Origin of the sequence: Burkholderia anthinoferrum (genome assembly GCF_002925705.1) — a bacterium.
In the GTDB taxonomy this organism is placed as follows: domain Bacteria; phylum Pseudomonadota; class Gammaproteobacteria; order Burkholderiales; family Burkholderiaceae; genus Burkholderia; species Burkholderia semiarida.
This window is the reverse complement of sequence record NZ_LFZP01000001.1, coordinates 109,881-134,955: the sequence shown is the minus strand read 5'-3', so window position 1 is coordinate 134,955 and position 25,075 is coordinate 109,881. Positions and strand designations below refer to the sequence as shown.

The 25,075-nt window shown below is 69.4% G+C and carries 23 protein-coding genes; 7 read left to right on the top strand and 16 right to left on the bottom strand.

The features are described 5' to 3' along the window. Window positions 1-24: 24 nt before the first annotated feature. The 4 genes from C5F75_RS00660 to C5F75_RS00645 all read right to left on the bottom strand — a co-directional run bounded on the left by C5F75_RS00660 (window position 25) and on the right by C5F75_RS00645 (window position 1,524). Window positions 25-426, bottom strand: a complete 402-nt coding sequence (locus C5F75_RS00660) for a type II toxin-antitoxin system VapC family toxin (protein WP_059580596.1) — start codon at window positions 424-426, stop codon at window positions 25-27. Then, complete coding sequence (gene vapB / locus C5F75_RS00655; protein WP_059580709.1) at window positions 426-662, bottom strand: type II toxin-antitoxin system VapB family antitoxin; 237 nt, start codon at window positions 660-662, stop codon at window positions 426-428. Before vapB ends, C5F75_RS00660 begins: the two co-directional genes overlap by 1 nt. A gap of 119 nt (window positions 663-781) precedes the next feature. Further along, window positions 782-1,066, bottom strand: a complete 285-nt coding sequence (locus C5F75_RS00650) for a type II toxin-antitoxin system RelE/ParE family toxin (protein WP_104011768.1) — start codon at window positions 1,064-1,066, stop codon at window positions 782-784. After that, window positions 1,063-1,524, bottom strand: coding sequence for an antitoxin PaaA2 family protein (locus C5F75_RS00645; RefSeq protein ID WP_059580590.1), 462 nt, complete (start codon window positions 1,522-1,524; stop codon window positions 1,063-1,065). Before C5F75_RS00645 ends, C5F75_RS00650 begins: the two co-directional genes overlap by 4 nt. A 294-nt stretch (window positions 1,525-1,818) precedes the next feature. Here C5F75_RS00645 and C5F75_RS00640 point away from each other — a divergent pair, with 294 nt between their 5' ends. After that, window positions 1,819-3,522, top strand: coding sequence for a thiamine pyrophosphate-binding protein (locus C5F75_RS00640; RefSeq protein WP_059580588.1), 1,704 nt, complete (start codon window positions 1,819-1,821; stop codon window positions 3,520-3,522). Next, a complete protein-coding gene (locus C5F75_RS00635) occupies window positions 3,519-4,616 on the top strand; it encodes a glycosyltransferase family protein (RefSeq protein ID WP_059580585.1) in 1,098 nt (365 codons plus the stop codon). Before C5F75_RS00640 ends, C5F75_RS00635 begins: the two co-directional genes overlap by 4 nt. A gap of 227 nt (window positions 4,617-4,843) precedes the next feature. Here C5F75_RS00635 and C5F75_RS00630 read toward each other — a convergent pair whose 3' ends face one another. The 3 genes from C5F75_RS00630 to exaC all read right to left on the bottom strand — a co-directional run bounded on the left by C5F75_RS00630 (window position 4,844) and on the right by exaC (window position 8,325). Then, window positions 4,844-5,860, bottom strand: coding sequence for a helix-turn-helix domain-containing protein (locus C5F75_RS00630; RefSeq protein ID WP_059580707.1), 1,017 nt, complete (start codon window positions 5,858-5,860; stop codon window positions 4,844-4,846). Window positions 5,861-6,071: 211 nt separating this feature from the next. After that, window positions 6,072-6,620 (bottom strand): hypothetical protein, encoded by a 549-nt coding sequence (locus C5F75_RS00625; protein ID WP_059580703.1) that lies wholly within the window; start codon window positions 6,618-6,620, stop codon window positions 6,072-6,074. Window positions 6,621-6,798: 178 nt separating this feature from the next. After that, window positions 6,799-8,325, bottom strand: a complete 1,527-nt coding sequence (gene exaC / locus C5F75_RS00620) for an acetaldehyde dehydrogenase ExaC (protein WP_059580582.1) — start codon at window positions 8,323-8,325, stop codon at window positions 6,799-6,801. 320 nt (window positions 8,326-8,645) lie between these two features. Between exaC and C5F75_RS00615 the strand changes: the two genes are divergently transcribed. Continuing rightward, a complete protein-coding gene (locus tag C5F75_RS00615) occupies window positions 8,646-9,074 on the top strand; it encodes a pyridoxamine 5'-phosphate oxidase family protein (protein WP_059580579.1) in 429 nt (142 codons plus the stop codon). A 145-nt stretch (window positions 9,075-9,219) separates the two neighbouring features. Here C5F75_RS00615 and C5F75_RS00610 read toward each other — a convergent pair whose 3' ends face one another. After that, a complete protein-coding gene (locus C5F75_RS00610; RefSeq protein WP_059580576.1) occupies window positions 9,220-10,833 on the bottom strand; it encodes an MFS transporter in 1,614 nt (537 codons plus the stop codon). Between the two features lie 154 nt (window positions 10,834-10,987). On the opposite strand from C5F75_RS00610, the gene C5F75_RS00605 reads away from it, so the two are divergent. Continuing rightward, entirely contained in the window at window positions 10,988-11,872 is an 885-nt protein-coding gene (locus C5F75_RS00605; RefSeq protein WP_059580572.1) for a LysR family transcriptional regulator, read from the top strand. Here C5F75_RS00605 and eutC read toward each other — a convergent pair. The 4 genes from eutC to C5F75_RS00585 all read right to left on the bottom strand — a co-directional run bounded on the left by eutC (window position 11,865) and on the right by C5F75_RS00585 (window position 17,326). After that, window positions 11,865-12,662: an ethanolamine ammonia-lyase subunit EutC gene (gene eutC, locus C5F75_RS00600; RefSeq protein WP_059580566.1), complete on the bottom strand. Its 798-nt coding sequence runs from the start codon at window positions 12,660-12,662 to the stop codon at window positions 11,865-11,867. The genes C5F75_RS00605 and eutC overlap by 8 nt on opposite strands. Further along, window positions 12,659-14,056 (bottom strand): ethanolamine ammonia-lyase subunit EutB, encoded by a 1,398-nt coding sequence (locus tag C5F75_RS00595; RefSeq protein WP_059580563.1) that lies wholly within the window; start codon window positions 14,054-14,056, stop codon window positions 12,659-12,661. The genes eutC and C5F75_RS00595 overlap by 4 nt, the downstream gene beginning before the upstream one ends. Window positions 14,057-14,156: 100 nt before the next feature. Then, the gene (gene eat / locus C5F75_RS00590; RefSeq protein ID WP_059580561.1) at window positions 14,157-15,569 is read right to left on the bottom strand and encodes an ethanolamine permease; all 1,413 of its coding nucleotides are present in this window, start codon (window positions 15,567-15,569) and stop codon (window positions 14,157-14,159) included. A gap of 293 nt (window positions 15,570-15,862) precedes the next feature. Further along, window positions 15,863-17,326 (bottom strand): mechanosensitive ion channel, encoded by a 1,464-nt coding sequence (locus C5F75_RS00585; protein WP_059580558.1) that lies wholly within the window; start codon window positions 17,324-17,326, stop codon window positions 15,863-15,865. Between the two features lie 276 nt (window positions 17,327-17,602). On the opposite strand from C5F75_RS00585, the gene C5F75_RS00580 reads away from it, so the two are divergent. Beyond that, window positions 17,603-18,484 (top strand): AraC family transcriptional regulator, encoded by an 882-nt coding sequence (locus C5F75_RS00580; RefSeq protein WP_104011767.1) that lies wholly within the window; start codon window positions 17,603-17,605, stop codon window positions 18,482-18,484. A gap of 168 nt (window positions 18,485-18,652) precedes the next feature. Here the strand turns inward: C5F75_RS00580 and C5F75_RS00575 are convergent, their stop codons facing one another. After that, window positions 18,653-19,030 carry a zinc ribbon domain-containing protein gene (locus C5F75_RS00575; RefSeq protein ID WP_059580553.1) on the bottom strand — a complete coding sequence of 126 codons (378 nt, stop codon included), beginning with the start codon at window positions 19,028-19,030 and terminating at the stop codon, window positions 18,653-18,655. A 10-nt stretch (window positions 19,031-19,040) separates the two neighbouring features. Beyond that, window positions 19,041-21,581 carry a heavy metal translocating P-type ATPase gene (locus C5F75_RS00570; protein ID WP_104011766.1) on the bottom strand — a complete coding sequence of 847 codons (2,541 nt, stop codon included), beginning with the start codon at window positions 21,579-21,581 and terminating at the stop codon, window positions 19,041-19,043. 81 nt (window positions 21,582-21,662) lie between these two features. On the opposite strand from C5F75_RS00570, the gene cadR reads away from it, so the two are divergent. Both cadR and C5F75_RS00560 read left to right on the top strand, forming a co-directional pair. After that, entirely contained in the window at window positions 21,663-22,094 is a 432-nt protein-coding gene (gene cadR, locus C5F75_RS00565; RefSeq protein WP_059580548.1) for a Cd(II)/Pb(II)-responsive transcriptional regulator, read from the top strand. Between the two features lie 68 nt (window positions 22,095-22,162). Beyond that, a complete protein-coding gene (locus C5F75_RS00560; RefSeq protein ID WP_059580544.1) occupies window positions 22,163-22,735 on the top strand; it encodes a PadR family transcriptional regulator in 573 nt (190 codons plus the stop codon). A 52-nt stretch (window positions 22,736-22,787) separates the two neighbouring features. On the opposite strand, the gene C5F75_RS00555 is transcribed toward C5F75_RS00560, so the two are convergent. Next, entirely contained in the window at window positions 22,788-24,230 is a 1,443-nt protein-coding gene (locus tag C5F75_RS00555; protein WP_089464484.1) for an FAD-binding oxidoreductase, read from the bottom strand. A 14-nt stretch (window positions 24,231-24,244) separates the two neighbouring features. Continuing rightward, window positions 24,245-25,033 (bottom strand): ABC transporter substrate-binding protein, encoded by a 789-nt coding sequence (locus C5F75_RS00550; protein ID WP_059580541.1) that lies wholly within the window; start codon window positions 25,031-25,033, stop codon window positions 24,245-24,247. Between the last annotated feature and the right edge of the window lie 42 nt (window positions 25,034-25,075).

Genomic DNA, 25,075 nt, shown 5'->3' with positions numbered 1-25,075 from the left:
TGCCGCCGGGCTCGACACCCGGCACTAATCGTTCAGCCAGTTCTCCACGCGCAATCCCGGATAGCTGACGAAATCCCGCTCGTTGTTGGTCACCAGGACGACATCGAGCGACACCGCATGCGCGGCGATCAATTTGTCGAGGTGATCCTTCTTCCGTTCGCGGGTGGCCTCGCGGATCGGACCATACGCTTGCGCGGCCGGGGCGTCGAAAGGCGCGACGGGAATATCCTCGATCAACGCCGCGAGATTGCGGCGCTCGCGGGCAGGGCTCGTGCATGCGGTCACGCCGTACTCGAGCTCCGCATAAGTGACCGCCGACATGACGACGTCGCCCGTGTAGCACTGCGCAAATCGTCTCGCGACCTGCTCCGGCTGATTTTTCATCAGATAGATGCACATGTTGGTGTCGAGCATGAAGCGCGGCATCACAAGCCCTCGCGTTCGGCCTGTTCATGGTCGCCACGCCCTTCGGTCATGAAGTCCGGCCCGAATTTCGCGAATTTCTCGAGTACGTTGGTCAGAGGCCGCCGCATCGGCCGAATGCGGATTTCGTCACCGACCCGCTCGATTTCCAGTTCGATATCGCTGCGTTCATAGGCAAGGTCCGCAGGAATACGCACGGCCTGCGAGTTGCCGTTTCTGAATACCCTCGTGGTATGCATGTCGATCTCCGCCCGGATGTACATTGTATGTACATTATCCGATGCGGGCCGAGATGTAAATCCATGTGTGTACATAACAGGTGTTCCTTCGGCTGACGAGCCGGCAGTGAATACGCGCGTCACGGCCATTGCCGTCGCGCATGCAGCACGCGGAGGATCTCCACGATGCCCTCGGCCGGCCGGATGCGATACACGAGCACATCGTTCGGCGCGACCACCAGCTCACGCGTGCCGGCCACCCGCCCTCGCCGATACAACTTGGCATGGGCCGGTAACGCCGCCGCCCTTTCTTCCAGCAGTTCGTCGAGTTCGAGGGCGGCCAGCGGGTCGTCCTCGGCGATGGCGTCCATGATCGCGGCGCGATCCTCGTACGCCTTCGGATTCCAGTGCAACGCAAGGGTCAAGAAGCATCCCCGCGCTTGCCGGCAAGCCGGTCACGCAGCGCCGCACGTCGCGACGCGAAGTCGGCGCTGACTTCGGCATCCGGAATCGACGCACGCGGGTCGTCCAGCGCCTGCTGCACCTGCTCGCGAAACCAGCGATCGTGGGCCGCCGCCTCGTGTGCCGCCTTCAGCGCCGCCGCGCGATCGGGCCGGGTCGCCCGGCCGGCCGCATCCGGGTCGAATGCCGACGCGTCCACATCGAATCGGCTGATACCGATATCGCGCAGAAAGCCGACCAGCGTTTCAAAACGGCGAAACACCCGCACGTCGCCGCGCTTGGCCGACAGGAAACGTTCGTGTGCGCCGCACCGGGCCGAGAACGCCCAACCGTTGCCGCAACCGACCACGCGGGCCGCACGCACCGCGCCGGCTGCGACCAGCTCCGTCAGCGTCTTTTGATCAATCGTTTCGGTCGTCATGGCGATTCTCGCCCCTTTCTCCACGCATTCGCTGAAATTTTACTATTGAGTGGCATCCCAATTTATTGTTAGTTGGGATGCCCCGCTCCAGATCGAGACAAGCGTCAGCCCGCCATCCATAGCACTCACTTTCCGCCGTCGCGCCAGTCTGCACAAGCTGGCCGGTCGGCCAACCGAAGCCGGTGCGCGCTCGCCGAACCGCCCAGCGTTCCGACACTTTTCATCGTCCGCCGTACCGGCGCGCCGCCAACCGGCGTAAGCTGTACGTCCCGCTACCCAGGGAGACGGCAGCCCATGTCGCATTCCAAGGATCTCGAGCCGCGCGCCACCACCGGTGCGCGCTTGCTCGTCGATGCGTTGCTCGCCAATCACGTCGAACGCGTGTTCTGCGTGCCGGGCGAGAGCTTCCTCGCCGTGCTCGATGCGCTGGCGGACGACACCGCCCGCATCCAGACGGTCGTCTGCCGCCACGAGGCGGCCGCCGCGAACATGGCCGAGGCGGTCGGCAAGCTGACCGGCCGCCCCGGCGTCGCATTCGTCACGCGCGGGCCCGGCGCGACCCATGCGTCGATCGGCGTGCACACCGCGTTCCAGGATTCGACGCCGATGATCCTGTTCGTCGGCCAGTGCGCACGCGAGCACCTCGACCGCGAAGCCTTCCAGGAAATCGACTACCGCCGGATGTTCGGCCAGATGGCCAAATGGGTCGCGCAGATCGACGATCCGCGCCGCATTCCCGAATACCTGAGCCACGCGTTCCACGTCGCGACGTCCGGCCGGCCCGGCCCGGTCGTGCTCGCGCTGCCGGAGGACGTGCTGTCCGACGCGTGCGCGCCGCAGCCCGTCGCGCCAGCCGCGAAACGCATCGCGGCCGCGCCGTCGGCCGCGCAGATCGACGAGTTGCGCGAGCGGCTCGCGCGCGCGGAACGGCCGTTCGCGATCGTCGGCGGCAGCGGCTGGACGCCGGACGCCTGCGCGAACCTGCGCACCTTCGTCGAACGCTGGCAACTGCCGGTCGCGTGCGCGTTCCGCTTTCAGGACACGATCGACAACGCGCACCCGAACTACGCGGGCGACGTCGGGCTCGGAATCAACCCGGCGCTCGCGAAACGCATCCGCGACGCCGACCTGCTGCTCGTGATCGGGCCGCGCCTCGGCGAAGCGACGACCGGCGGCTACACGCTGCTCGACATCCCGAAGACGCGCCAGACGCTGGTCCACGTGCACCAGGGCGCGGACGAACTCGGCCGCGTGTACGCCGCCGACCTGCCGATCGTGTCGGGCATGCCGGAGATCGCCGCGCCGCTGGCCGCGCTCGAACCGCCCGAGCGGCCCGCGTGGGCCGGTACGGCCGCCGACGCGCACCGCGCATACCGCGAATGGCATGCGCCGCTGCCGATGCCCGGCGACGTGCAGCTCGGCGACGTGATGGTGCAGTTGCGCGAGCGCCTGCCGCACGACGCGATCCTGACCAACGGCGCGGGCAACTATGCGATCTGGCTGCATCGCCACTTCGCGTACCGGCACTTCCGTTCGCAGCTCGCGCCGACGAGCGGCGCGATGGGCTACGGGCTGCCGGCCGCGCTCGCCGCGAAGTCGCTGTATCCGCAGCGCGCCGTCGTCGCGCTCGCCGGCGACGGCTGCTTCATGATGGCCGGCAACGAGCTCGCGACCGCGATGCAATACGGGCTGAACATCGTCGCGATCGTCGTCAACAACGGCCATTTCGGCACGATCCGCATGCATCAGGAGCGCAACTACCCGGGCCGCGTGCACGGCACCGGGCTCACGAACCCGGATTTCGCGGCCTATGCGCGTGCGTTCGGCGCGCATGGCGAGACGGTCGAGCGCACCGCCGATTTCGCGCCCGCGCTCGAACGCGCATTGACGTGCGGGCTGCCCGCGGTGATCGAGATCCGCATCCCGCAGGACGCGAGCACGCCGGCCGCGACACTTGAGCAAATCCGCGAGCAAGGCCGCCGCGCGCGCGGCGCATGACGGCGATGGACATGCACGCCGCACCGCCCGCCGCCGTGCTGTCGCACCACGACGCACTGGCCTGCCCCGGCACGCTGCTCTCGCCCGACGGCACGCTCGTCGCGCCGTACGATCTCGAGCATGGCGACGAGCGCGCCGACGGCTACGTGCCTGCCGCATCCGCACTCGGCCTGCTGCACGCCGCGCACCGGCCGTTCCGGCTCGATTACGGCGACGCGCGGCACGTGCACGTGATCAACGGGATGGGCGTCGCGCTCGGCGATTCGGTGATCGGGCTGACGGCCGTCGCCGCGCTGCGTGCGGCCCATCCGGGCCTGCGCTTCACGCTGTACCGGCCCGCGCGCGCACCGCGCTATGTCGAGGCGCTGTATGCGCTCGCGGCCGACGTCGTCGCGCCGTCGCGCGCGCTGCCGTGCCCTGCCGAAGCGCTGCCTGCCGATGCGCACCGCATCGACGTCGGCAATCACCTGTACTGGCCCGCATTCGCGCGGCTGCCGATGATCGACTTCTTCCTCGACGCGCTCGGCGTCGATCCGGCCGCCGTGCCGGCCGCCGGGAAACGCAACCGCTGGCTCGCGCGGCTGCCGCTGCCCGCGCTGCCGGCCGAATGGCGGCGGCCTTACGTGCTGTTCTGCCCGAATGCGAGCACCGCGGTGCGCAGCGTGCCGCCCGCGTTGCGCGTCGCGTTCGTGGAACGGCTCGCGCAACGTTACGGGTTGCCGGTGGTCGGCTTCGGCCCGATCGCGCATCCGGCTTACGTGGACGTGAGCCGCCACGCGACCGACACCGCGCGCTTCATCGCGTGGATCAAGGGCGCGAGCCTGCTGTTCGCGCCGGACACGGCGGCGCTGCATCTCGCCGACGGTTTCGACGTGCCGACGCTCGCGTGCTTCACGACGATCGGGCCGGCGCTGCGCGTGCGCGACTATCCGCATTGCGTGCCGGTCACGCTCGACGTGCCGGCCGAATTGCACGGGCTGCATCGCAGCGAACAGCCGGACGATCTGGCGGCGGTCGACGCCGCTTACCGTGCAATCGACTGGGACGCGCTGGCGTGGCCCGCGCCGCGCGACGCGGCGGCAGCGGCCACCTGAGCAAGTCGGCGCGTCGGCGAGCGTGGCGATCGAATCGGCAGCGGCACACGCACTGCGCCGGCACGGGCGCCGCTTCGGCTGCCCGGCTGATCCCGCCAGGCTCGCACCGGCCGCCTGAGCGAAGCCGGCGCGGCGGCGCGCGGAACGATCGAACCGGCAACAGCGCGCGCGGCACCACCACCGCCGCGAGCGCCGCGCCGGCCGCCCGGCTCACCGCGCCGAACGCGTCACGCGCGATCGCGCAGCGTCTCGGATGGCCGTTTGCCGAACAGGCGCCGGTAATCGGTCGCGAACTGGCTCAGATGCCAGAAGCCCCACGCCTCCGCGACGTCCTGCACCGAGCCGGCCGCGCGCCCGCACAGGTCGCGCCGCGCGCCGTTCAGCCGCAGCGTGCGCAGGTAGGTCGCGGGCGCCATCCCGAGCACGTCCTGGAAGCAGTATTGCAGCGTGCGCCGGCTCACGTGCAACTGTTCGCACAGCTCGGGCACGCCCACCGGGCGCGTGCGGTGCGCGAGCACGTAGTCGCGCGCCTGGTCGACGATCCAGCGGCGCGTCGACGGCGCGGCGCCGCTGCCGTCGTCGGCCGGTTGCGCGCACGCATCGAACAGCGCGGCCAGCACTTCGGCCTGCAGATCGTCGCGCTGCGCATCGGGCAGCGGGCCGGCCATCGCCACCGCGCCGTCGAGCCGGCGGCCGAGCAGCGCGCACAGATGCGCGAGCCGCGCGTCGCCGACCTGCATCACGCGCTGCGTGAACAGCCGCTCGTCGAGCGCACGGTGCTCGACTTCCTCCGCGTAGCGGCGCAGCACGTCGCCGCGCACGACGACGCCGTAGATCGAGAACTGCGCGGGCGTCACCAGTTCGAATTCGACGTTGCCGGGCCGGAACGCGAGCGCGCCGGGGCCGATGCGGCACGCATCGACGCGCGCCGAGCCGTCGCACACGAGCGGGATGCCGAACCAGTACGCATCGCCGCGCACTTCGCAGGCCTGGCGCAGCAGGTGGCTGGTCGATTCGCGGAACAGCTTCATCGTGTCGAGCGGCAGCTCGGTCAGCGTGCCGACGAAGCGGCCGGCCGCGAGCTGGTCGTAGGTCTGCCGCCAGCCGATCAGGTTGCGCGCCTGCTCGTCCGCATCGTGCGCGACGCTGACGACGGCCTGCCCGGCGAACGCGTCGTCGCCCTGCGCGCTGCGCCGCGTGTCTTCGGCGGTCGGCTCCTCCGTACACGCCACATGTCGATTCATCGTGTCCTCCCTCACCTGCGCGGAACCCTGCGTATCACGCAAGTCCCGTGCCGAACCGCACGGCCCGGCGAACCATCCGCCATTGCACGCTGTCCGGCCGATGGGCGCCATGCGGGCGCACCCGAACGCGGCATGCCGCGCACGCCGCCGGTGCGCTCCGCGCGGCCACCGCGCATGCGCGCCGCCATACGCAGGCCGGGTACCGGGCCGGCTACGGGGCCGGCCTCAGCCGCACGACCCGCGTACCGCAATTGCCGTATGCCTGCGCGATCGCCAGTTCGACGATCGCGCTGCCGGCCGCCCACGGCGCCGCGTCCGCTTCCGGCAGATCCGCGCGCAGCGTGGCGCGACCGTTGATCCGGTAGCGCAGGCCGCGCACGAAATCGACGAACAGCAATCCGACGCCGCGGCCGTCGCAGGCGGCCGCGTCGATCCGGGCGCCGTCGCCGTCATGCGCGGCGGGCAGCGCGAAGCGCAGCGTCTTCGTGTCGATGACGCGCACCACCGGCAGCAGATCGCCGTTCGCGTCGCGCCGGCTCTGCACGATGTCGCAGGTCATCGACGCACCGGCGCCCGATGCCATGCCGACGAACATGAACGGCTGCGATTCGACGAACTGCCGCACGCCGACGCTCAGCCGCGTGGTCACGGCGTCGCTCATCCGCTCGGCTTCGTCGGCGACGCCGAAGCGGTGCTGCGCATCGAGTTCGCCCGGATGGAATACCGGGTGGCGCGGAAAGGATCGGGGCGGTTCTGCCATGCTGGGAGCGGTTGCATGCATCGGCGCACCGTGCCGCCGCGAACAGGCGGCAGCCGGCGGCGTTGCCGGCGCCGGCCGTGCAGGGAAACGCAGCCGGCGCTGACTGTCGAACAAGGAAATCGAACCGGGCGACGTGCCGGGCCCGACCGGCCACGACACGTCGCCACGGCTTCGGCGATCAGAAGAACCCGAGCGCCTCGGCCTGATAGCTGACCAGCAGGCACTTCGTCTGCTGATAGTTCGACAGCGCCATCTTGTGCGTCTCGCGGCCGATGCCCGACTGCTTGTAGCCGCCGAACGCCGCATGCGCGGGATACAGGTGATAGCAGTTGGTCCACACGCGGCCGGCCTCGATCTCGCGGCCCATGCGGTACGCACGCGTGCCGTTGCGGGTCCACACACCCGCGCCGAGCCCGTAGAACGTGTCGTTCGCGAGTTCGATCGCTTCCTGCTCGTCCTTGAACGTCATCACCGACGCGACCGGCCCGAAGATCTCTTCCTGGAACACGCGCATCTTGTTGTTGCCGAGCAGCATCGTCGGCTTCACGTAGTAGCCCGTGCCGAGTTCGGCGGCCGGCGCCGTGCGCTCGCCGCCCGTCAGGCATTGCGCGCCTTCGCCGCGGCCGATGTCGATGTACGACAGGATCTTGTCGAGCTGCTGCTGCGACGCCTGCGCGCCGATCATCGTCTGCATGTCGAGCGGGTGGCCGGCCTTGATGCGCTCGACGCGCGCGACGGCCTTCTCGATGAAGCGGTCGTAGATCGATTCCTGGATCAGGATCCGCGACGGGCACGTGCACACTTCGCCCTGGTTCAGCGCGAACATCGCGAGCCCTTCGAGCGCCTTGTCGAGGAACGCGTCGTCCTGGTCGAGCACGTCGGCGAAGAAGATGTTCGGGCTCTTGCCGCCCAGTTCCACCGTCGACGGGATCAGGCTTTCGGCCGCCGCGCGCAGCACGTGCTTGCCGACCGGCGTCGAGCCCGTGAACGCGATCTTCGCGATCCGCTTGCTGGTCGCGAGCGCTTCGCCCGCTTCCTTGCCGAAGCCGTTCACGATGTTGATCGCGCCGGCCGGGAACAGGTCGCCGATCAGTTCCATCAGCACGAGCACCGATGCGGGCGTCTGCTCGGCCGGCTTCATCACCACGCAGCAGCCGGCCGCGAGCGCGGGCGCGAGCTTCCACGCGGCCATCAGCAGCGGGAAATTCCACGGGATGATCTGGCCGACCACGCCGAGCGGCTCGTGGAAGTGGTACGCGACGGTGTTGTCGTCGATTTCGGAGATACCGCCTTCCTGCGCGCGGATGCAGCCCGCGAAGTAGCGGAAGTGGTCGATCGCGAGCGGCAGGTCGGCCGCCATCGTCTCGCGCAGCGGCTTGCCGTTGTCGATCGTCTCGGCCACGGCCAGCAGCTTCAGGTTCTTTTCCATCCGGTCGGCGGCGGCGAGCAGCAGGTTCGCGCGTTCGGCAACCGACGTCTTGCCCCACTTGCGGCGCGCGGCATGCGCGGCGTCGAGCGCCAGCTCGATGTCGTCGGCGCCGGAGCGCGGCACGCGGCAGAACGGCTGGCCGTTGATCGGCGACACGTTCTCGAAATACTCGCCCTTCACGGGCGCCACCCACTTGCCGCCGATGTAGTTGTCGTATTGCTGGCGGTACGGGTATTCGACGTCGAGGCCCAGTTGTTTCAGGTCAAACGGGTTCATACATGTCTCCTGTTCATCGTGCTTGTGTGAGTACAGCGCCGGTTGGAATGCGCTGATCCCGTTTACGCAACATGCGTGCCAAACGGAACGGGAGCATGTCGATCGCGGCCGGCGCGCGTGCGCACCGTGCGGTGTTCACGCAAGCAACACGACGGGTGTACCGATTCTGAACACCGCGGTTGCGCAGCGCTGCGGCCGGTGTTCGGAATTTCCACAGTGCGCGGCTGGGCGCTGCACGCGCAGAACGCCGCGTCGCGTGGCATGTCGCTTGCGTGCTTGTTGCGGATCCACACGCCACGGCGCACGCGCCGACCGACACCATGAACGATCGCGGCCCCCTGACCGACGACGCCATCGCGTTCATCCGCGAGCAGGCTTTCCTGATCGTCGCGACCGCCGACGCGGCCGGCAACGGCGACTGTTCGTATCGCGGCCGCCAGCCGCGCGCCGACGGTTCGTTCACGCCGCTCGTCGATATCCCGGACCGCCGCACGCTGGTGCTGCCCGACTTCGCGGGCAACAACCTGCTCAACACGATCGGCAACCTGCTGGTGAATCCGGCCATCGCGTTGCTGTTCGTCGATTTCGTGCGCCAGACGACCTGGCTCGTGCAGGGCCGCGCGACGCTCGACGAGGATGCGCGACGCCACGCGGACCTGTGGCCGGATGCGCTGCGGTGTCTGGTGATCGACGTGGAATGCGCGCAGGCGCGAACGGATGCGGACTTGCCGCCGCTCGTGCTGGCGTGATGCGCGGCGGGTGACGCGCTCATCGACGGAGGACCATGCGGGTACGGCGGCTGCGTCGACCGATGTGCTGATGTGCTGATACGCCGATGCGCCGATGAGTCGATGGGCCGACCCGCCGACCCGCCGAATCACCGCGCTGCAACGCTCAACGCCCATGCGTCTCCGCACCGGCCGGCGCGACGCGGCCGCGCGCCGACGCCTCGGCATGCGCGCGGCCGTCCGCGTCGTCGCCCGCTTCGTCGGCAACCGGCCGCCCACCGAGGAACCCGAACACCACCACCGCGCACAGCACCGTGACGACGGCCAGCCCGATCAGCAGCCGGTCGAACGCGTGCGCGTAGCTCGAGATCAACGCGGCACGGCCGACACCCGGCAACGCGGCAGCCGCGCCCGCGAGATCGCCGGTCGCAAGCCGCGCGGCGGCGCGCAGCGTCGCGTCCGGCGCGCCGACAGCTCCTGCCGCCTGCACGAGGCCCGTTTGGGCGAGCGCGGCCAGCACCGCGCCGACGATCGCCAGCGCGATTCCCTCGCCGGCCACGCGCGTCGTGCTGAAAATGCCCGTCGCCATCCCCGCGCGCTCCTTCGGCACGACGCTCACCGACAGCCCGTCCATCAGCCCCCACGGCATGCCGGCGCCGACGCCGATCGCGAGCATCGGCGCGATCGCCGCCGGCCCCGCGCCGCCGCGCAGCGCGATGCCGAGCCACACGAGCCCGCCCGCCGCGACCAGCAGCCCGAGCCCCGAAATCACGCCAGCCGACAGCCAGCGCGTGAGCGTCGCCGCGACGAGCGGCACGAAGAGCATCGGCGCGGAGATCGCGAGCATCAGCCAGCCGGCGTCGATCTCGCTGAAGCCGTCGATGCCGATGAAGCGCAGCGGCAGCACGACGAGCAGCACGATGTAGCAGCAGCAGGTCGACACCGGCAGCACCTGCACGCCGACGAAGCGCGCGATGCGAAATAGCGACAGGTCGAGCATCGGCCGCGCGACGCGCGTCTCGATCGTCACGAACGCGCACGCGCCGAGCGCCGCGCCGGCCAGCAACGCGATCACGAGCGGGCTCGACCAGCCGCGCGCGGGCGCTTCGATCACGCCGAACGTGAACAGCGTCAGCGCGGCCGTGAACGCGGCCGTGCCGGGCCAGTCGAGCCCCGTTGCGTGCGGGTCGCGCGACTCGTGCATGCGCGGCAGCCCGAACGCGAGCGACAGCACGCCGGCCACCGCGCTCGTCACGAAGATCGCGCGCCAGCCGTAATGCCCGATCAGCCCGCCGGCGAGCACGGGCCCGAACGCGAGCCCGATCCCGAAGGTCGTGCCGAGCAGGCTGAACGCACGCGTGCGCGCCGCGCCGTCGAATTCCTGCGCGAGCGCGGCCGTGCCGCCGGCCAGCGCCGCGGCCGCCGCGAGCCCTTGCGCGGCGCGCAGCAAGTCAACGGCGAGCATCGACGGCGCGAACGCGAGCGCGACCGACATCAGCGTGAAGCCGCCGACGCCGATCGCGAACAGGCGCTTGCGGCCGAACTGGTCGGCCAGCGCGCCCGACGCCATCAGAAAGCTGCCGAACGCGAGCATGAACGCGTTGGTGATCCAGTTCATCGCGACCGGGCTGCCGTGCAGGTCGCGGCCGATCGCCGGCGTCGCGACCGCACCGCCGGAAAACGACAGCGGCAGCGCGACGGCGGCCATGCAGACGGCGGCCAGCACCCATGCGTGCCGGCGCGCGGCCAGGGCTGCAGCAGTAGAAACAGGGTGATCCATCATCGCTCCTCGAAAAGCCGGCGCGGATGCGCCATCAGAGCGACAGAAGATAAATCGGATTCAATTCACGAAAAACCACGCAAAGCTCCGCATATAACGGACTAAAATTCCGCAATTGACCCGCTGGCGTGCGTCGCCGCACGCCCCTCATTCGATGGAAAACCTCACCGGCATCGTCGCGTTCGTCCGCACCGCCGAAGCGCTGAGCTTCGTCGCGGCCGGCCGCACGCTCGGTATCTCGGCGTCGGCGGTCGGCAAGACGATCGCGAAGCTCGAGCAGTCGCTCGGCGTGCGCCTGTTCAACCGCACGACGCGACGCGTGACCCTCACCGACGAGGGACGGCATTTCTACGAGCGCTGCCAGCGGATCCTCGAGGATTTCCGCGACGCGGAGGCGACCGTGACGGCGTCCGCGCAGCGCCCGCGCGGCAAGCTGCGCGTGAGCCTGCCGGTGATCGGCTACCGCTTCCTGCTGCCGGTGCTGCCCGAATTCCGGCGGCGCTATCCGGACGTCGAGCTCGATCTCGATTTCAACGACCGAATGGTCGACGTGGTCGAAGGCGGCTTCGACGCGGTGATCCGCAGCGGCCCGCTGTCCGATTCGAGCCTGATGTCGCGGCGGCTCGGCCCGTTCGCGTTCGTGCTATGCGCGACGCCCGCGTATCTCGCGCAGGCCGGCACGCCGCGCACGCCGCGCGAACTCGAAGCGCACGACTGCGTGCGCTACTGCTTCCCGACCACCGGCAAGCTGCAGGACTGGGCGCTCGCGGCCGACGACGGCACGCCGCTCGCACTGCGCACCGCGATGACCTGCAACAACATGGAGGCGCTGCGCGGCGCCGTGCTCGCGGGGCTCGGCATCGGCTACATGCCCGACTTCCTCGCGCGCGACGCGCTCGAGCAGGGCGCGCTCGTCACCGTGCTCGACGCCTACCGGATCGCGCCGGGGCAGTTCTCGATCGTGTGGCCGTCGAGCCGGCAGTTGTCGCCGAAGCTGCGCGTGTTCGTCGATTTCCTGTGCGAGCGGCTGTTCAGGTAGTCGCCCCGATCCGCTCCGCCTGCGCCGGCGGCAGCAGCGCGTCGCTGTCGTCCTTCAGCCCGACGCCCGTCAGCCCGAGCCTGCGCGCATGCGTCATCAGGTAATGCAGCTTGTGCGCGGCGGCCGCGTGCGGCAGCCCTTCGGGCCGTACGTTCGAGATGCAGTTTCGCAGCGCGTCGTGACAGCCGACCTTCGGCGCCCACGTCAGGTACACGCCGAGGCTGTCCGGCGAGCTGAGCCCCGGCCGTTCGCCGATCAGCACCGCGACCACCTTCGCGCGCAGCAGCTCGCCGATCTCGTCGCCGAGCGCGACGCGCGCCTGCGTCGCGACCACCACCGGGCCGATCCGCCAGCCGTCCGCGTCGAGCCGCGGCCGCACGGCCTGCAACAGCGGCAGCGCCTGCTTCGCGGCCGCGAACGCCGACAGCCCGTCGCCGACCACGAACACGACGTCGGGCGCCTCGTCGAGCGCCGCCCCGTAGCCGGCCAGCAGCCCGCGGCTGTCGTCCGACAGCTTGCGGCCGAGATCGGGCCGGCGCAGGTAATGGTCGCGATCGGGCGCGGCGCTCTGCACGCGCAGCGTCGGCAGCAGGCCGGCCGCCTCGATCTCGCGCCGCAGCGCATCCGCGTCGAGCGGCTGGTGCACCGCGTCGCGCGCCTGCGCATGCGACAGGTTGAAGGCCAGCAGCGGCGCGGTCGGCAGGCTGTTGCCCGCACGGCCGAGCGCGATCCGCGCGTTCGTGAACGACTTCAGTTGCGCCCACGGATTCTTCTCGACGGCGTCGCTCATGCGGAAATCCCCATCCAGTCGTTCGCGCCCGCGAGCAGCGGCACGCGTGCCGACGCCGCGCGCAGCGCGCCGTGCGCGTCGGCGATCTCCATCGTCTCCAGCCATTCCTCGAATTCGGGCGCGCGGCGCAGGCCGAGCACCTCGCGCACGTAGAGCTGGTCGTGGAACGACGTGCTCTGGTAGTTCAGCATCACGTCGTCCGCGCCCGGAATCCCCATGATGAAGTTGATGCCGGCCGCGCCCAGCAGCGTCAGCAGCGTGTCCATGTCGTCCTGGTCGGCTTCCGCGTGGTTCGTGTAGCAGATGTCGCAGCCCATCGGCACGCCGAGCAGCTTGCCGCAGAAGTGATCCTCGAGCCCCGCGCGAATGATCTGCTTGCCGTCGTACAGGTATTCGGGCCCGATGAAGCCGACCACCGTGTTCACGAGGAACGGCTCGAACTTGCGCGCGACCGCATACGCGCGCACTTCGCAGGTCTGCTGGTCGACGCCGAAATGCGCGTTCGCCGACAGCGCGCTGCCCTGGCCCGTCTCGAAGTACATCAGATTGTCGCCGACCGTGCCGCGCTTCAGCGCCAACGCGGCTTCGCGCGCCTCGCCGAGCAGCGCGAGCGAGATCCCGAAGCTCGCGTTCGCCTTCTCGGTGCCCGCGATCGACTGGAACACGAGATCGACCGGCGCGCCCTTCTCGATCGCCGCGATCGTGTTGGTCACGTGCGTGAGCACGCACGACTGGGTCGGCACGCCGTAGCGTTCGCGGAAACCGTCGATCATCGCGAGCAGCTTCACGATCGCCGCGAGGCTGTCGGTGGCCGGGTTGATGCCGATCATCGCGTCGCCGCAGCCGTACATCAGCCCGTCGAGCATCGATGCGGCGATGCCCTTCACGTCGTCGGTCGGGTGGTTCGGCTGCAGCCGCACCGACATCCGGCCGGCCAGCCCGACCGTGTTGCGAAAGCGCGTGACCACGCGGCGCTTCCTCGCGGCCGCGATCAGGTCCTGGTTGCGCATCAGCTTCGACACGGCCGCGACCATCTCCGGCGTGAGGCCCGGCGCGATCCGCTCGAGCGCCGCGCCGTCGGCCGCGGGCGACAGCAGCCAGTTGCGGAAATCGCCGACGGTGAGGTGCGAGATCTCCGCGAACGCGTGCGCGTCATGATCGTCGATGATCAGGCGCGTGACCTCGTCGTCTTCATACGGGATCACCGCTTCGTTCAGGAACGCCTTCAGCGGCACGCCCGCGAGCGCGATCTTCGCGGCGACGCGCTCCTCCTCGCTCGCCGCCGCGACGCCGGCGAGCTGATCGCCGGAACGCAGCGGGCTCGCCTTCGCGAGCAGCGTCTTCAGGTCCGCGAAGCGGTACGTGCGCGGACCGATCGTCTCCGTATAGGACATCGTTCGAATCTCCTTGCCAAAAGCCGACGGCGCGCCCGTTCGACGGGGCGCGCCGGATGCCGTCAGGAACGGCCTTTCACGTTCACCGTCGTCATCCTGCTCACTCCTCCAGCAACGCGTCGCCGGGGGCGCTCGCGCGCTGCGAACGGGTCGCGAGGAAGTACGCGTAGCCGACCGCGAGGAAGCCGACGAACACCAGCGCGACCAGCCCGTTGAAATACACCATCGTACCGAGGCAGACGAGCGCCGCCAGGATCGCGAACGCCGGGAAGATCGGGTACAGCGGCGCGCGGAACGGCCGCGCCATGTTCGGCTGCGAGCGGCGCAGCTTGAACAGCGCCGCCATGCTGACGATATACATCACGATCGCCCCGAACACCGACATCGTCACGATATTCGCGGTGAGCGTCTGCCCGCCGAACTGGATCAGCTCGTCGCTGTAGATCGCGGCGATCCCGACCACGCCGCCGGCGAGGATCGCGCGATGCGGCGTCTTGAAGCGCGGATGCACCTTCCCGAGCCATTCGGGCAGATAGCCTTCGCGGGCCAGCGCGAAGATCTGGCGCGAATAGCCGAGGATGATCCCGTGAAACGACGCGACGAGCCCGAACAGCCCGAGCCACACCAGCATGTGCATCCAGCCGCTGTTCGCGCCGACGATGTACTTCATCGCCTGCGGCAGCGGGTCGTTGATGTTCGCGAGCTTGGTCCAGTCGCCCGCGCCGCCGGCGAACACCATCACGCCGATCGCGAGCGCGACGAGGGTCAGGATCCCGGCCACGTACGCGATCGGAATCGAGCGCTTCGGGTTCTTCGCTTCCTCCGCGGCCATCGCGACGCCCTCGATCGCGAGGAAGAACCAGATCGCGAACGGAATCGCCGCGAACATCCCGTGGAACGCGCCCAGGCTGAAATGGTCGGCGCCCGACCAGCCGCCCTTCGTGAAATTGCTCCACGCGAAGCCCGGCGACACGACGCCCATGAATACCAGCAGCTCGAAGATCGCGAGCAGCGTGACGACGAGTTCGAAGGTCGCCGCGATCTGCACGCCGACGATGTTCAGCGCCATGAATACGAGATACGCGCCCATCGCCGCGTGTTTGGGTTCGAGCCCCGGAAACTGCACGTGCAGGTACGCGCCGATCGCGAGCGCGATCGCGGGTGGCGCGAACACGAACTCGACGAGCGTCGCCGCGCCGGCCAGATAGCCGCCGGTCGGGCCGAACGCGCGGCGCGCATACGCGAACGGGCCGCCCGCGTGCGGGATCGACGTCGTCAGCTCGGTGAAACTGAAGATGAAGGTGGTGTACATCGCCGCGACGAACAGCGCGGTGATCACGAAACCCAGCGTGCCCGCGCTCGCCCAGCCGTAGCTCCAGCCGAAGTATTCGCCGGAAATCACGAGGCCGACCGCGATGCCCCACAGTTGCCAGGTCCCGAGCGTCTGCTGCAGCGCGGGCTGGCCGGCGGACTTGGCGCCGGCGGCGGGCCGGCCATTCGACTCTGCTTTCATCGGACTCTCTCCTCAAGGGCGCCGGGCCTGCGGGCCCGCGCGACTGAGAATCGATGCTAGAGAGTCATTAAACGACGTGTTATCGAAATTCGGCAAAGATCGCGGCTGACATTTCGCTTGCGGAAATGCTTTCGGAAACGCTCGCGGTAACGCTCGCGGTAACGCTCGCGGTAACGCTCGCGGTAACGCTCGCGGTAACGCTCGCGGTAACGCTTGCGGTAACGCCGGCCGCGCGCGTTGCCACGCCGATCCGGGCCGCGCGATGCGGGCCGGATCGGCCGTGTCGAGTGGCCTTACTGGCCGCCGCCGCGCTGGTTGAACCAGCGGTCGAGCAGCTTGCCGGCCGCTTCCCGGCCGCCGAGGCCGAACGACAGCGCAACGGCCACCGCGATCGCGCCAAGCACGAGGCCGAACGCGAGCTGGACGATTTCGTTCGCGATGCCCATCGCGCGCAGCCCCATCGCGAACACGAGGCCGAGGATCGCGAACTGCGCGATGCGCGCGAACAGCACGCTGTGCTCGCGGTCGGCCTGCTCGATCACGCGGCGCGCGAGCCCGGCGAGCCATACGCCGATCACGAGGATCACGCCGCCCATCAGCACGTGGCCGCCGAATTCGATGAACAACGTGACGACGTCGCGCACCTGCGTGAAGCCGAGCCGGTTCGCGGCCTCGACCGACGCGAACAGCATCGCGAAGAACACGATCAGCCGCGCGACCAGCACCGACGGCTGCAGGATCCCCGAGAACACGCGCTCGACGCCGAGCACGGCCGGCAGCCCGTCGACGCCGGCCGCTTCCAGCAGCTTCTGCGCGAGCGACGCGACGAAGCGCGCGAAGTAGAACGTGACCAGCACGATCACGATCGCCGCGACGATGTCCGGCACCGCGCCGAGGAACTGGTTCAGCATGTTGGTCGCGGGGATCGAGATCGCGTCGATCTTCAGCGCGTCGAGCGCGGAGATCAGCGTCGGCACGAACACGAACACGTAGACGATCGTGCCGATCAGGCTCGACACGCGCACGGGCGTCGGGCTGTCGATTCCTTGGGTGAGGCGGTCGGCGCCGGCCGCGACCAGCAGGTTCGTCACGAGGCCGCGCAGCACGCGCGCGACGACCCAGCCGACGAAGCCGATCACCGCGGCCGCGAAAAGGTTCGGCACGATCGCGAGCAGCTTGTCGACCATCCCCTGCACCGGCGACAGCAGGCCCGACAGCGCGAACGACGCGAGGATCGCCGGCAGGAACATCAGGATCACGAGCCAGAACAGCACGTCGCCGAGATAGCCGCTCATCGGCTGCATGCCGGCGCTTTCGGACAGCGTGGCGTCGACCTTGCTCGCCTTCAGCGCGCGGTTCGCGAGGCTGCGCAGCAGCGACGCGATCAGCCACGCGATCAGCGTCAGCGCCGCGCCGCCGATCAGGTTCGGCAGGTAGTTGACGATGTGCGTGACGAGCAGCGAGAACGGATTGGAGACCGCGTACAGGTTGAGCACGTTGAAGATGCCCACCGCGGTGACGAGCAGCACGAGCCAGAACAGGCCGCCGGCGATGATGCGCTCGACGCACGCGCCCTGGCCGGTGCTGTCGGTGATCCGCTGATCGACCTTCAGCGCGTTGAGCAGCCGGAGCGCGCCGGCCCGCACCGCGACGGCGATCAGCCAGCCGATCACCAGGATGCCGATCGCGCCGGCGATCTTGGGCAGGTATCCGCCTAGCGTGGCCTGCAGCGACGTGATGAAGCTGGAAGCATCCATTTCTTCTTCTCCCGAAAAACGTGGCGTTGCGATTGAACATCGACGAACTACCTGCGTACTTCGAAAAACGTGCGTTGCCGCCGGAGCAACTTACCTGAGAAAAATGACGCGCTCATCCGATTTCACCGTCTTTAACTTTAGTCATAGATCGCGGAGGGACAAGACCCCATTTCGTTGAAATAAAAAGGGGACGGAATTCGGACGGCTACGCATTTCCGCAAGATTTGTCCATTCGGCCCGTGCTACCGTGGCGTCGGTTCCAGCCCGGACACGCCGATGCCCCCAGCCGACACGAAAACCGATCCGCCCGCGTGGGCTCGCTACGCGGCCAGCGTGGCGCGTGTTCACGCGTACATCGGCGCGCATCTCGACGGCCCGCTCGACCTGAACCGGCTCGCCGAAGTCGCGTGCCTGTCGCCGTATCACTGGCAGCGCGTCTACCGCGCGCTGTACGGCGAATCGATCGTGCTGACGGTGGGGCGGATGCGGATCGTGCGGGCGTCCGAGGATCTGGTCTGCACCGCGCGGCCGCTCGACGAGATCGCGCGGCGCGCGGGCTACGGGTCGACGCACGCGTTCGCGCGGGCGTTTCGCGACGCGTACGGCGTGTTGCCGGCGGAGCATCGCCGCACGGGCACACACCGGCCGATTTATCCACTACAGCGAGGAGAGGAAGACATGTTCAAGCATGAAGTCGAGATCCGGCGTCTGCCGGAACTGCGCGGCTACGCGGTCGCGCACACCGGCGCGTACATGAAGATCGGCGACGCGTTCGGCCGGATCGGCGCGTGGGCCGGGCAGCACGGGCTGATCGGCCCGGGCGCGAAGATGATCGGGATTTTCTACGACGATCCGGACACGACGCCCGAAGCACAGTTGCGCGCGAAAGCGTGCCTGATGCCGGCCGACGGCGCGCCGGACGTCGCGCCCGTGGCGCCGGTCGAGCGTGCGACGATCGCAGGCGGCGAATACGCGGTGCTGTTGCATACGGGGCCGTATGCGGACCTGAAAACGGCCTACCAGTGGCTCTACGGCGACTGGCTGCGTCACTCGGGCCGCGAAGCCGCCGACGCGCCGCCGTTCGAGCTGTACCTCAATACGCCGATGGACGCGGCGCCGGCCGACCTGCGCACCGAGATTCATCTGCCGTTGCGCTGAGTGAAGGGTGCGTAGAGGGTGCGTCGTGGAGCCGCATCCGGACGGACCGCGACGATATTGCCGGCGCGAGCATGCCCGGGACGACATCGTGCATGCCGGTGCGCCGGCCGTCGAACGAAGCGTGCCGGCCTGTGCTCATGCGCAGCCGGCACGAACGCGCGGAAATCTTCAAGCCGCCTGCGTTCCGCAGCCGGGACAGAACCGCGCGTCGGCCGCCAGCGCCGCGTGACAGCGGCTGCAGGCCTTGCCACGTTGCGCCGCGCCGCACTGCGCGCAGAAGCGTGCATCGGCCGCGTTGAGTGCGCCGCAGCCCGCGCACGCGAGCTGGCTCAGCGCCAGATTGCCGCCCTGACCACCGTTGCCCACATCGGCCGGCGCCTGCCAGCCCCAGCCGTGGCGATCGCGGCCGCGCGCATCGTGGCCGCCGTTTCCGCCCTGGCGCGGCCCGCCATGATGCCCGCCGCCGTGACCGCCGTGACCGCTATTGCCGTGCCCGCTGCCATGGCCGCCGCCGTGGCCGCCGAGAATCCGTTTCAGAAAACTCATCGCCCGCTCCTCAACGCTTGGCCGGTGCGCCGCCGAACGCTCCGGAGGACGACAACAGCCGCAAGCCGTTGGCCACGACGATCAGGCTTGCGCCCGCGTCCGCGAAGACCGCCATCCACATCGTGCCGAGCCCCGCGACCGTGAGGCCGAGGAACACGACCTTCACACCGAGCGCGAAGCCGATGTTCTGCACCAGCACGCGGTGCGTCGCGCGCGACAGCCGCACGAACGCGGGAATCTTGCGCAGGTCGTCGTCCATCAGCGCGACGTCGGCCGTCTCGATCGCCGTGTCGGTGCCCATCGCGCCCATCGCGAAGCCGATGTCGGCGCGCGCGAGCGCCGGCGCATCGTTGATCCCGTCGCCGACCATCCCGACCGCGCCCGCGCCGGCCGCCGACAGTTCCTCGACCGCCGCGAGCTTGTCTTCCGGCAACTGGTTGCCGCGCGCGTCGTCGATGCCCGCTTGCTTGGCGATCGCCTGAGCGGTGTGCGGGTTGTCGCCCGTCAGCATCGCGGTGCGGATGCCGAGCGCATGCAGATCGGCGATCGCGGCGCGGCTCGTGTCCTTGATCGTGTCGGCCACCGCGAAGATACCGAGCACGCGCGTTTCGTCGACCAGCACGACGACGCTCTTGCCCTGCCGCTCCAGCGCGTCGAGCTTCGTCTCGAGCGCCGCCGAGCAGCGCTCGAGTTCCTCGACGAGGCGGTGGTTGCCGAGCCAGTAGCGCGCGCCGTCGATCGTGCCGCGCACGCCGCGCCCGACGATCGCTTCGAAGTCCTGCACGTCGGCGAATGCCGTCGTGCCGGCGTCGCGCGCCGCGGCGGCAATCGCCTGCGACACCGGGTGATCGGAGCGCGCCGCGAGGCTCGCGCCGAGGTGCCGCACGCGCGCCGCATCGGCATCGTCCGCATGCACGTCGAAGTCGGTCTGCACCGGCTTGCCGTGCGTGATCGTGCCGGTCTTGTCGAGCGCGAGCCACGCGAGCTTGCGCCCTTCCTCGAGATAGACGCCGCCCTTCACGAGAATTCCGCGCCGCGCCGCGGCCGCGAGCCCCGACACGATCGTCACCGGCGTCGAGATCACCAGCGCGCACGGGCACGCGATCACGAGCAGCACCAGCGCGCGGTAGATCCAGTCGTGCCACGCGCCGCCCATCACGAGCGGCGGCGCCACCGCGACCAGCAGCGCGACCGCGAACACGATCGGCGTGTAGACGCGCGCGAACTGGTCGACGAAGCGCTGCGTCGGCGCCTTCGCGCCCTGCGCTTCCTCGACCGCGTGGATGATCCGCGCGAGCGTCGAGTGGGCCGCGACGGCCGTCACGCGGTATTCGAACGAACCGGATTCGTTGATCGTGCCCGCGTACACGGCATCGCCGCTCGCCTTTTCGACGGGCAGGCTCTCGCCGGTGATCGGCGCCTGGTTGACCGTCGAACGGCCGGCAACGACTTCGCCGTCCAGCCCGATCCGCTCGCCCGGCTTCACGCGCACGACGGCGCCAAGCGCGACCTGCGCGGCCTCGATCGTGCGCCACGAACCGTCGGCCTGCTGCACGGTCGCGGTATCCGGCGCGAGCTGCATCAGCCCCTGGATCGCATTGCGCGCGCGGTCGAGCGACTTCGCCTCGATCAGCTCGGCGATCGTAAACAGCACCATCACCATCGCGGCTTCCGGCCACTGGCCGATCGCCATCGCGCCCGTCACCGCGATGCTCATCAGCGCGTTGATGTTCAGGTTGCCGTTGCGGATCGCGATCCAGCCCTTCTTGTACGTGGTGAGCCCGCACGCGAGCACCGCGGCGAGCGCGAGCGCCGCCGACAGCCACACCGGCAGCCCGGCCCAGGTCGCGCCTTCGGATGCGACCGCGGCGACGCCGGCGAGCGCCAGCGGCCACCACGGCTTCGCCGGCGGCGGCGCGGTGGGCGCCGACGGCGCATCGGCCGTCGCGGCCTCCGGCGTCATCCCGAGCGTGCGGATCGCGCCTTCGATCGCCGGCTGCGCGCCGGGCACGTGCTCGACGGTCAGCATCCGCTGCATCAGGTTGAATTCGAGCGCCGACACTTCACTCATCCCGCCGAGCTTCTTGCGGATCAGCGTTTCCTCGGTCGGGCAGTCCATCTGCATGATCCGGAACGCAGAGCGCACGTGGCCCGACGCGGTCGCCTGCGCGACCGGCAGCGGCGCGAGCGTCAGCGCGGCCGGCGCGCAGCAGTCGCCGGCCGCGTGGTCGTGGCCGTGGCCGTGGCCGTGGCCGTGGCCGACATGGTCATGCGCGGCGTGGTCGTGCGAACACGTGGCGCCATGCTCGTGCGTATCGTCACGCGCCTCGTCGCGATCGTGGTCATGACCCGCGTCGCCGTGTGCGGCGTGATCGTGCCCGTGGTCGTGGCCATGATCGCGATCGCGGTCATGGCCGTGCGCGCGCGCGCCGGCCGCCGGCACCGCATCGGCCACGGCCGCCGTCTGCGTGTCGCGCGCATCGGCGCAGCACGCATCGGCGCCGCCGGCATGACGGTGTCGTGGGTCGGGGGTGCGCTTGGCGTCGGTCATGACAACCTCCTTTGTGGCTTGACGGTGTAGAGTTAACACCCTGAAGCCACTACAAGGTCAACCCTTGCACGGGAGAAAGGCATGAAGATTGGCGAACTGGCCAAAGCGGCCCGCTGCACGCCCGAGACGATCCGTTTCTACGAGAAAGAGGGTCTGATGCCGGACGCGGAGCGCACCGATTCGAACTACCGCAACTACACCGACGTGCACGTCGAGCGGCTGCGCTTCATCCGCAACTGCCGCGCGCTCGACATGGCGCACGACGAAATCCGCGCGCTGCTGCGGCTCACCGATACGCCGGCCGACCGCTGCGATTCGATCAATTCGCTGCTCGACGATCACATCGGACACGTCGATGCGCGCCTCGCCGAACTCACGCATCTGCGCAACCAGCTCACCGAATTGCGCCGCCAGTGCGTGGGCGAGCATTCGGTCGAGGATTGCGGCATCGTGCACGGTCTCGCGACGATGGAAACCGTCGCGCCAGCCGCAAAGCGCTCGCACCTCGGCTGAAACCCTTGTCAAACCAGATAGTCTATTCGAGAATAGTTATATTATTACTAGACATACTTTAACTATTCATGTCCACGAGCCGCCCGTCCCCACTCGCGCTGGCCGTCCTTGCGACGCTCACCGAAGCGCCGATGCATCCGTACGGGATGCTGCAGCAACTGAAGGCCCGCGGGTACGACGAAGTCGTCAACGTGCGGCAGCGCACGAGCCTCTACCAGACGATCGACCGCCTGCTGCGCGACGGGCTGATCGCCGTGCACGACACCGAGCGCGACGGCGCGTTTCCGGAGCGCACCGTGTATGCGCTGACCGAAGCCGGGCACACGGCGGGGCAGGCGTGGCTGCATGCGCTGCTCGCGGAGCCCGCCCGTGAATTTCCGGCATTCGGCGCCGGTCTCGCATTCCTGCCGCTGCTCGATGCCGAGGATGCGCGCCACCAGCTCGAATTGCGTATCGCGCGTCTCGACGCCGAGCGCGAGCGGCTGGAAGCGCTGCGCGCCACCGCGCAGGCCGACCAGGTGCCGCGCCTGTTCCTGCTGCAGAACGAACATGCGCTCGTGCTCCTCAATGCGGAGCTCGACTGGGCACGCAGCGTCGTCGAACACCTGAAGATCGGCGCGCTGCGCTGGGTGGACGGTTGACGCGTCGCGCCGGCCGTTTTCTGCCGGCGGCGGGCGACGGGCGCCGGCCGCGTCACAGCACCTTGCCGGGATTCAGGATGCCGCGCGGGTCGAGCGCGGCCTTCAGGCGCCGCATCAGCCCGATTTCCGCGTCGCTGCGCGTGTGCGCGAGATAAGGACGCTTGAGCGCGCCGATCCCGTGCTCGGCCGACACGGAGCCGCCCATGTCGCGCACCACCGCATACACGCAGTGATCGAGCGCGTCGGCGTCCGCGTCGGTCATGTCGGTCAGCGACACGCCGATATGCACGTTGCCGTCGCCGACATGGCCGAAGAACAGGCACGTGAGCGCCGGCCAGCGCGCCCGCAACGCCGCCTCGCAGCGTTCGGCGAACGCGCCGAGTTCGCCCGTCGGCAAGCTGACGTCGAAATTGACGAGATTGGGCAGCGCATCGATCGCGAGGCCTTCGCGCAGCGTCCACAAGTCCCGCGCCTGCCGCTCGGAAGTCGCGAGCACCGCATCGTCGACGAGCCCCGCATCGAACCCCGCACCCAGCTCCGTTTCGAGCGCCTGGTGCGCATCGCCGCCCGGCGCGCTCGTCGCGCATTCGATCAACACCACGAAACCGCCAGCGCCGACGAACGGCGCCGACACCCCGGGTGTATGGCGCGCGACGTAGTCGTAGAACGCCGGCCACATCGCCTCGAAACTGACGACTTCCGGCAGCGTGCGGACACGATTCCACAGCGCGACCACCGCATCGTAGTCGCGCACGCGGCAGAGCGCCGTGGCCGGCGCCGCGAGCAACGGATGCAGCCGCAGCACCGCGCGCGTGACGACGCCGAGCGTCCCTTCGCTGCCGATGAAGAGCTGCTTCAGGTCGTAGCCCGCGTTGTTCTTCAGCATCCGGTTCATCGACGACACGACCGTGCCGTCCGCGAGCACCGCCTCGAGCCCGAGCACCTGCTCGCGCATCATCCCGTAGCGGATCGCGCGCGTGCCGCCCGCATTGGTCGCGAGCATGCCGCCGATCTGGCACGAGCCGCGCGCGCCGAGATCGACGCCGAACGTGAAGCCCGCCGCTTGCGCGGCTTCCTGCACCGTCTGCAGGGGCGTGCCCGCGCGCACGGTGATCGTGCCGGCCGCCGCGTCGAGCGCGTCGATGCCCGCGAAGCGCTCCATCGACAGCACGACCTCGCCGCCCAGCGCGACCGCGCCGCGCGCGAGCCCCGTCAGTCCGCCTTGCGGCACGACCGGCTGGCCGAGCCGCGTGCACAGCGCGAGCGCGCGCGACACGTCGTCGACGCTGCGCGGGCGCACCAGCGCACGCGGCCGCACGCCGGCCGGCTCGTTGTACGCGGTGAAGTAGCGCGGATCGATATCGGCCGCGCGCGTGACGAGCGCGTCGCCCAGTTCGGCGGCGAGCACGGCATCGACGGCCTCGTCCGGCGGCGGCCTGCCGCCCGGTTCGCTGCCCGTGGCGCCCGGGTTCGGGATCGGGATCGGGATCGGCATCGTGCGCGGCCCGCTCACTTCGTCGAGATGTCGATATCGCCGAAATACTTCAGGCCGAGCGACTTCACCGTGCCGTCAGCCTTCAGCTTGTCGATCGCCGCGTCGAGCTTCGCCTTCAGCGCGTCGTCGCCCTTGCGCAGGCCGAACGCGATGCCGCTGCCGAGGATCCTGTCGTCGTGCACCGGCTGGCCGACGAACGAGAAGCCCTTGCCGTCCGGGCGCGACAGGAAGCCGCGCTGGCCGGACGGCGCGAGCACGAGCGTCGCGTCGAGGCGGCCCGCGACCAGGTCCGCATACGCCTGGTTCTGGTCCTGGTACGCGACGACCGCGACGCCGGCCGGCTCCCAGTGCGCCTTCGCGAAGGTCTCCTGGATCGACGCCTGCAGCACGCCCACGCGCTTGCCCTTCAGCGATTCCGGCGTCGGCAGCAGGCCGCTGCCGGTACGCGCGATCAACTGGGTCGGCACGCGATAGATGATCGTCGTGAAGTCGATCGCCTGGCGCCGCTGCTCGGTCGCGTTCATCGCCGAGTTGATCGCGTCGAACTTGCGGCCCTTGAGCGCCGGAATCAGCCCGTCGAACGAAGTCTCGACCCATTTGCACGACAGCTTCGCCGTCTGGCAGACGGCATTGCCGACGTCGATGTCGAAGCCCTGCAGGTCGCCGTTCGGCGCTTTGGATTCGAACGGCGGGTATTGCGCTTCGAGGCCGAAGCGCAGCGTCGGCGCATCGGCGAGCGCCGCGCCGGCGCCGCTTGCGCACGCGAGTGCGAACGCGAGTTTGAGGGTAGCCGTGTGTTTCATTGTGATCTCCTGGGTCGGGTCGATGCGACGTCTCCGCCGCCG

What these genes read in the sequence shown, in the direction of transcription:
- C5F75_RS00660 (WP_059580596.1), bottom strand. Translation starts at nt 426, where the DNA reads ATGCCGCGCTTCATGCTCGACACCAACATGTGCATCTATCTGATGAAA.
- vapB (WP_059580709.1), bottom strand. Translation starts at nt 662, where the DNA reads ATGCATACCACGAGGGTATTCAGAAACGGCAACTCGCAGGCCGTGCGT.
- C5F75_RS00645 (WP_059580590.1), bottom strand. Translation starts at nt 1,524, where the DNA reads ATGACGACCGAAACGATTGATCAAAAGACGCTGACGGAGCTGGTCGCA.
- C5F75_RS00640 (WP_059580588.1), top strand. Translation starts at nt 1,819, where the DNA reads ATGTCGCATTCCAAGGATCTCGAGCCGCGCGCCACCACCGGTGCGCGC.
- C5F75_RS00635 (WP_059580585.1), top strand. Translation starts at nt 3,519, where the DNA reads ATGACGGCGATGGACATGCACGCCGCACCGCCCGCCGCCGTGCTGTCG.
- C5F75_RS00630 (WP_059580707.1), bottom strand. Translation starts at nt 5,860, where the DNA reads ATGAATCGACATGTGGCGTGTACGGAGGAGCCGACCGCCGAAGACACG.
- C5F75_RS00625 (WP_059580703.1), bottom strand. Translation starts at nt 6,620, where the DNA reads ATGGCAGAACCGCCCCGATCCTTTCCGCGCCACCCGGTATTCCATCCG.
- exaC (WP_059580582.1), bottom strand. Translation starts at nt 8,325, where the DNA reads ATGAACCCGTTTGACCTGAAACAACTGGGCCTCGACGTCGAATACCCG.
- C5F75_RS00615 (WP_059580579.1), top strand. Translation starts at nt 8,646, where the DNA reads ATGAACGATCGCGGCCCCCTGACCGACGACGCCATCGCGTTCATCCGC.
- C5F75_RS00610 (WP_059580576.1), bottom strand. Translation starts at nt 10,833, where the DNA reads ATGGATCACCCTGTTTCTACTGCTGCAGCCCTGGCCGCGCGCCGGCAC.
- C5F75_RS00605 (WP_059580572.1), top strand. Translation starts at nt 10,988, where the DNA reads ATGGAAAACCTCACCGGCATCGTCGCGTTCGTCCGCACCGCCGAAGCG.
- eutC (WP_059580566.1), bottom strand. Translation starts at nt 12,662, where the DNA reads ATGAGCGACGCCGTCGAGAAGAATCCGTGGGCGCAACTGAAGTCGTTC.
- C5F75_RS00595 (WP_059580563.1), bottom strand. Translation starts at nt 14,056, where the DNA reads ATGTCCTATACGGAGACGATCGGTCCGCGCACGTACCGCTTCGCGGAC.
- eat (WP_059580561.1), bottom strand. Translation starts at nt 15,569, where the DNA reads ATGAAAGCAGAGTCGAATGGCCGGCCCGCCGCCGGCGCCAAGTCCGCC.
- C5F75_RS00585 (WP_059580558.1), bottom strand. Translation starts at nt 17,326, where the DNA reads ATGGATGCTTCCAGCTTCATCACGTCGCTGCAGGCCACGCTAGGCGGA.
- C5F75_RS00580 (WP_104011767.1), top strand. Translation starts at nt 17,603, where the DNA reads ATGCCCCCAGCCGACACGAAAACCGATCCGCCCGCGTGGGCTCGCTAC.
- C5F75_RS00575 (WP_059580553.1), bottom strand. Translation starts at nt 19,030, where the DNA reads ATGAGTTTTCTGAAACGGATTCTCGGCGGCCACGGCGGCGGCCATGGC.
- C5F75_RS00570 (WP_104011766.1), bottom strand. Translation starts at nt 21,581, where the DNA reads ATGACCGACGCCAAGCGCACCCCCGACCCACGACACCGTCATGCCGGC.
- cadR (WP_059580548.1), top strand. Translation starts at nt 21,663, where the DNA reads ATGAAGATTGGCGAACTGGCCAAAGCGGCCCGCTGCACGCCCGAGACG.
- C5F75_RS00560 (WP_059580544.1), top strand. Translation starts at nt 22,163, where the DNA reads ATGTCCACGAGCCGCCCGTCCCCACTCGCGCTGGCCGTCCTTGCGACG.
- C5F75_RS00555 (WP_089464484.1), bottom strand. Translation starts at nt 24,230, where the DNA reads ATGCCGATCCCGATCCCGATCCCGAACCCGGGCGCCACGGGCAGCGAA.
- C5F75_RS00550 (WP_059580541.1), bottom strand. Translation starts at nt 25,033, where the DNA reads ATGAAACACACGGCTACCCTCAAACTCGCGTTCGCACTCGCGTGCGCA.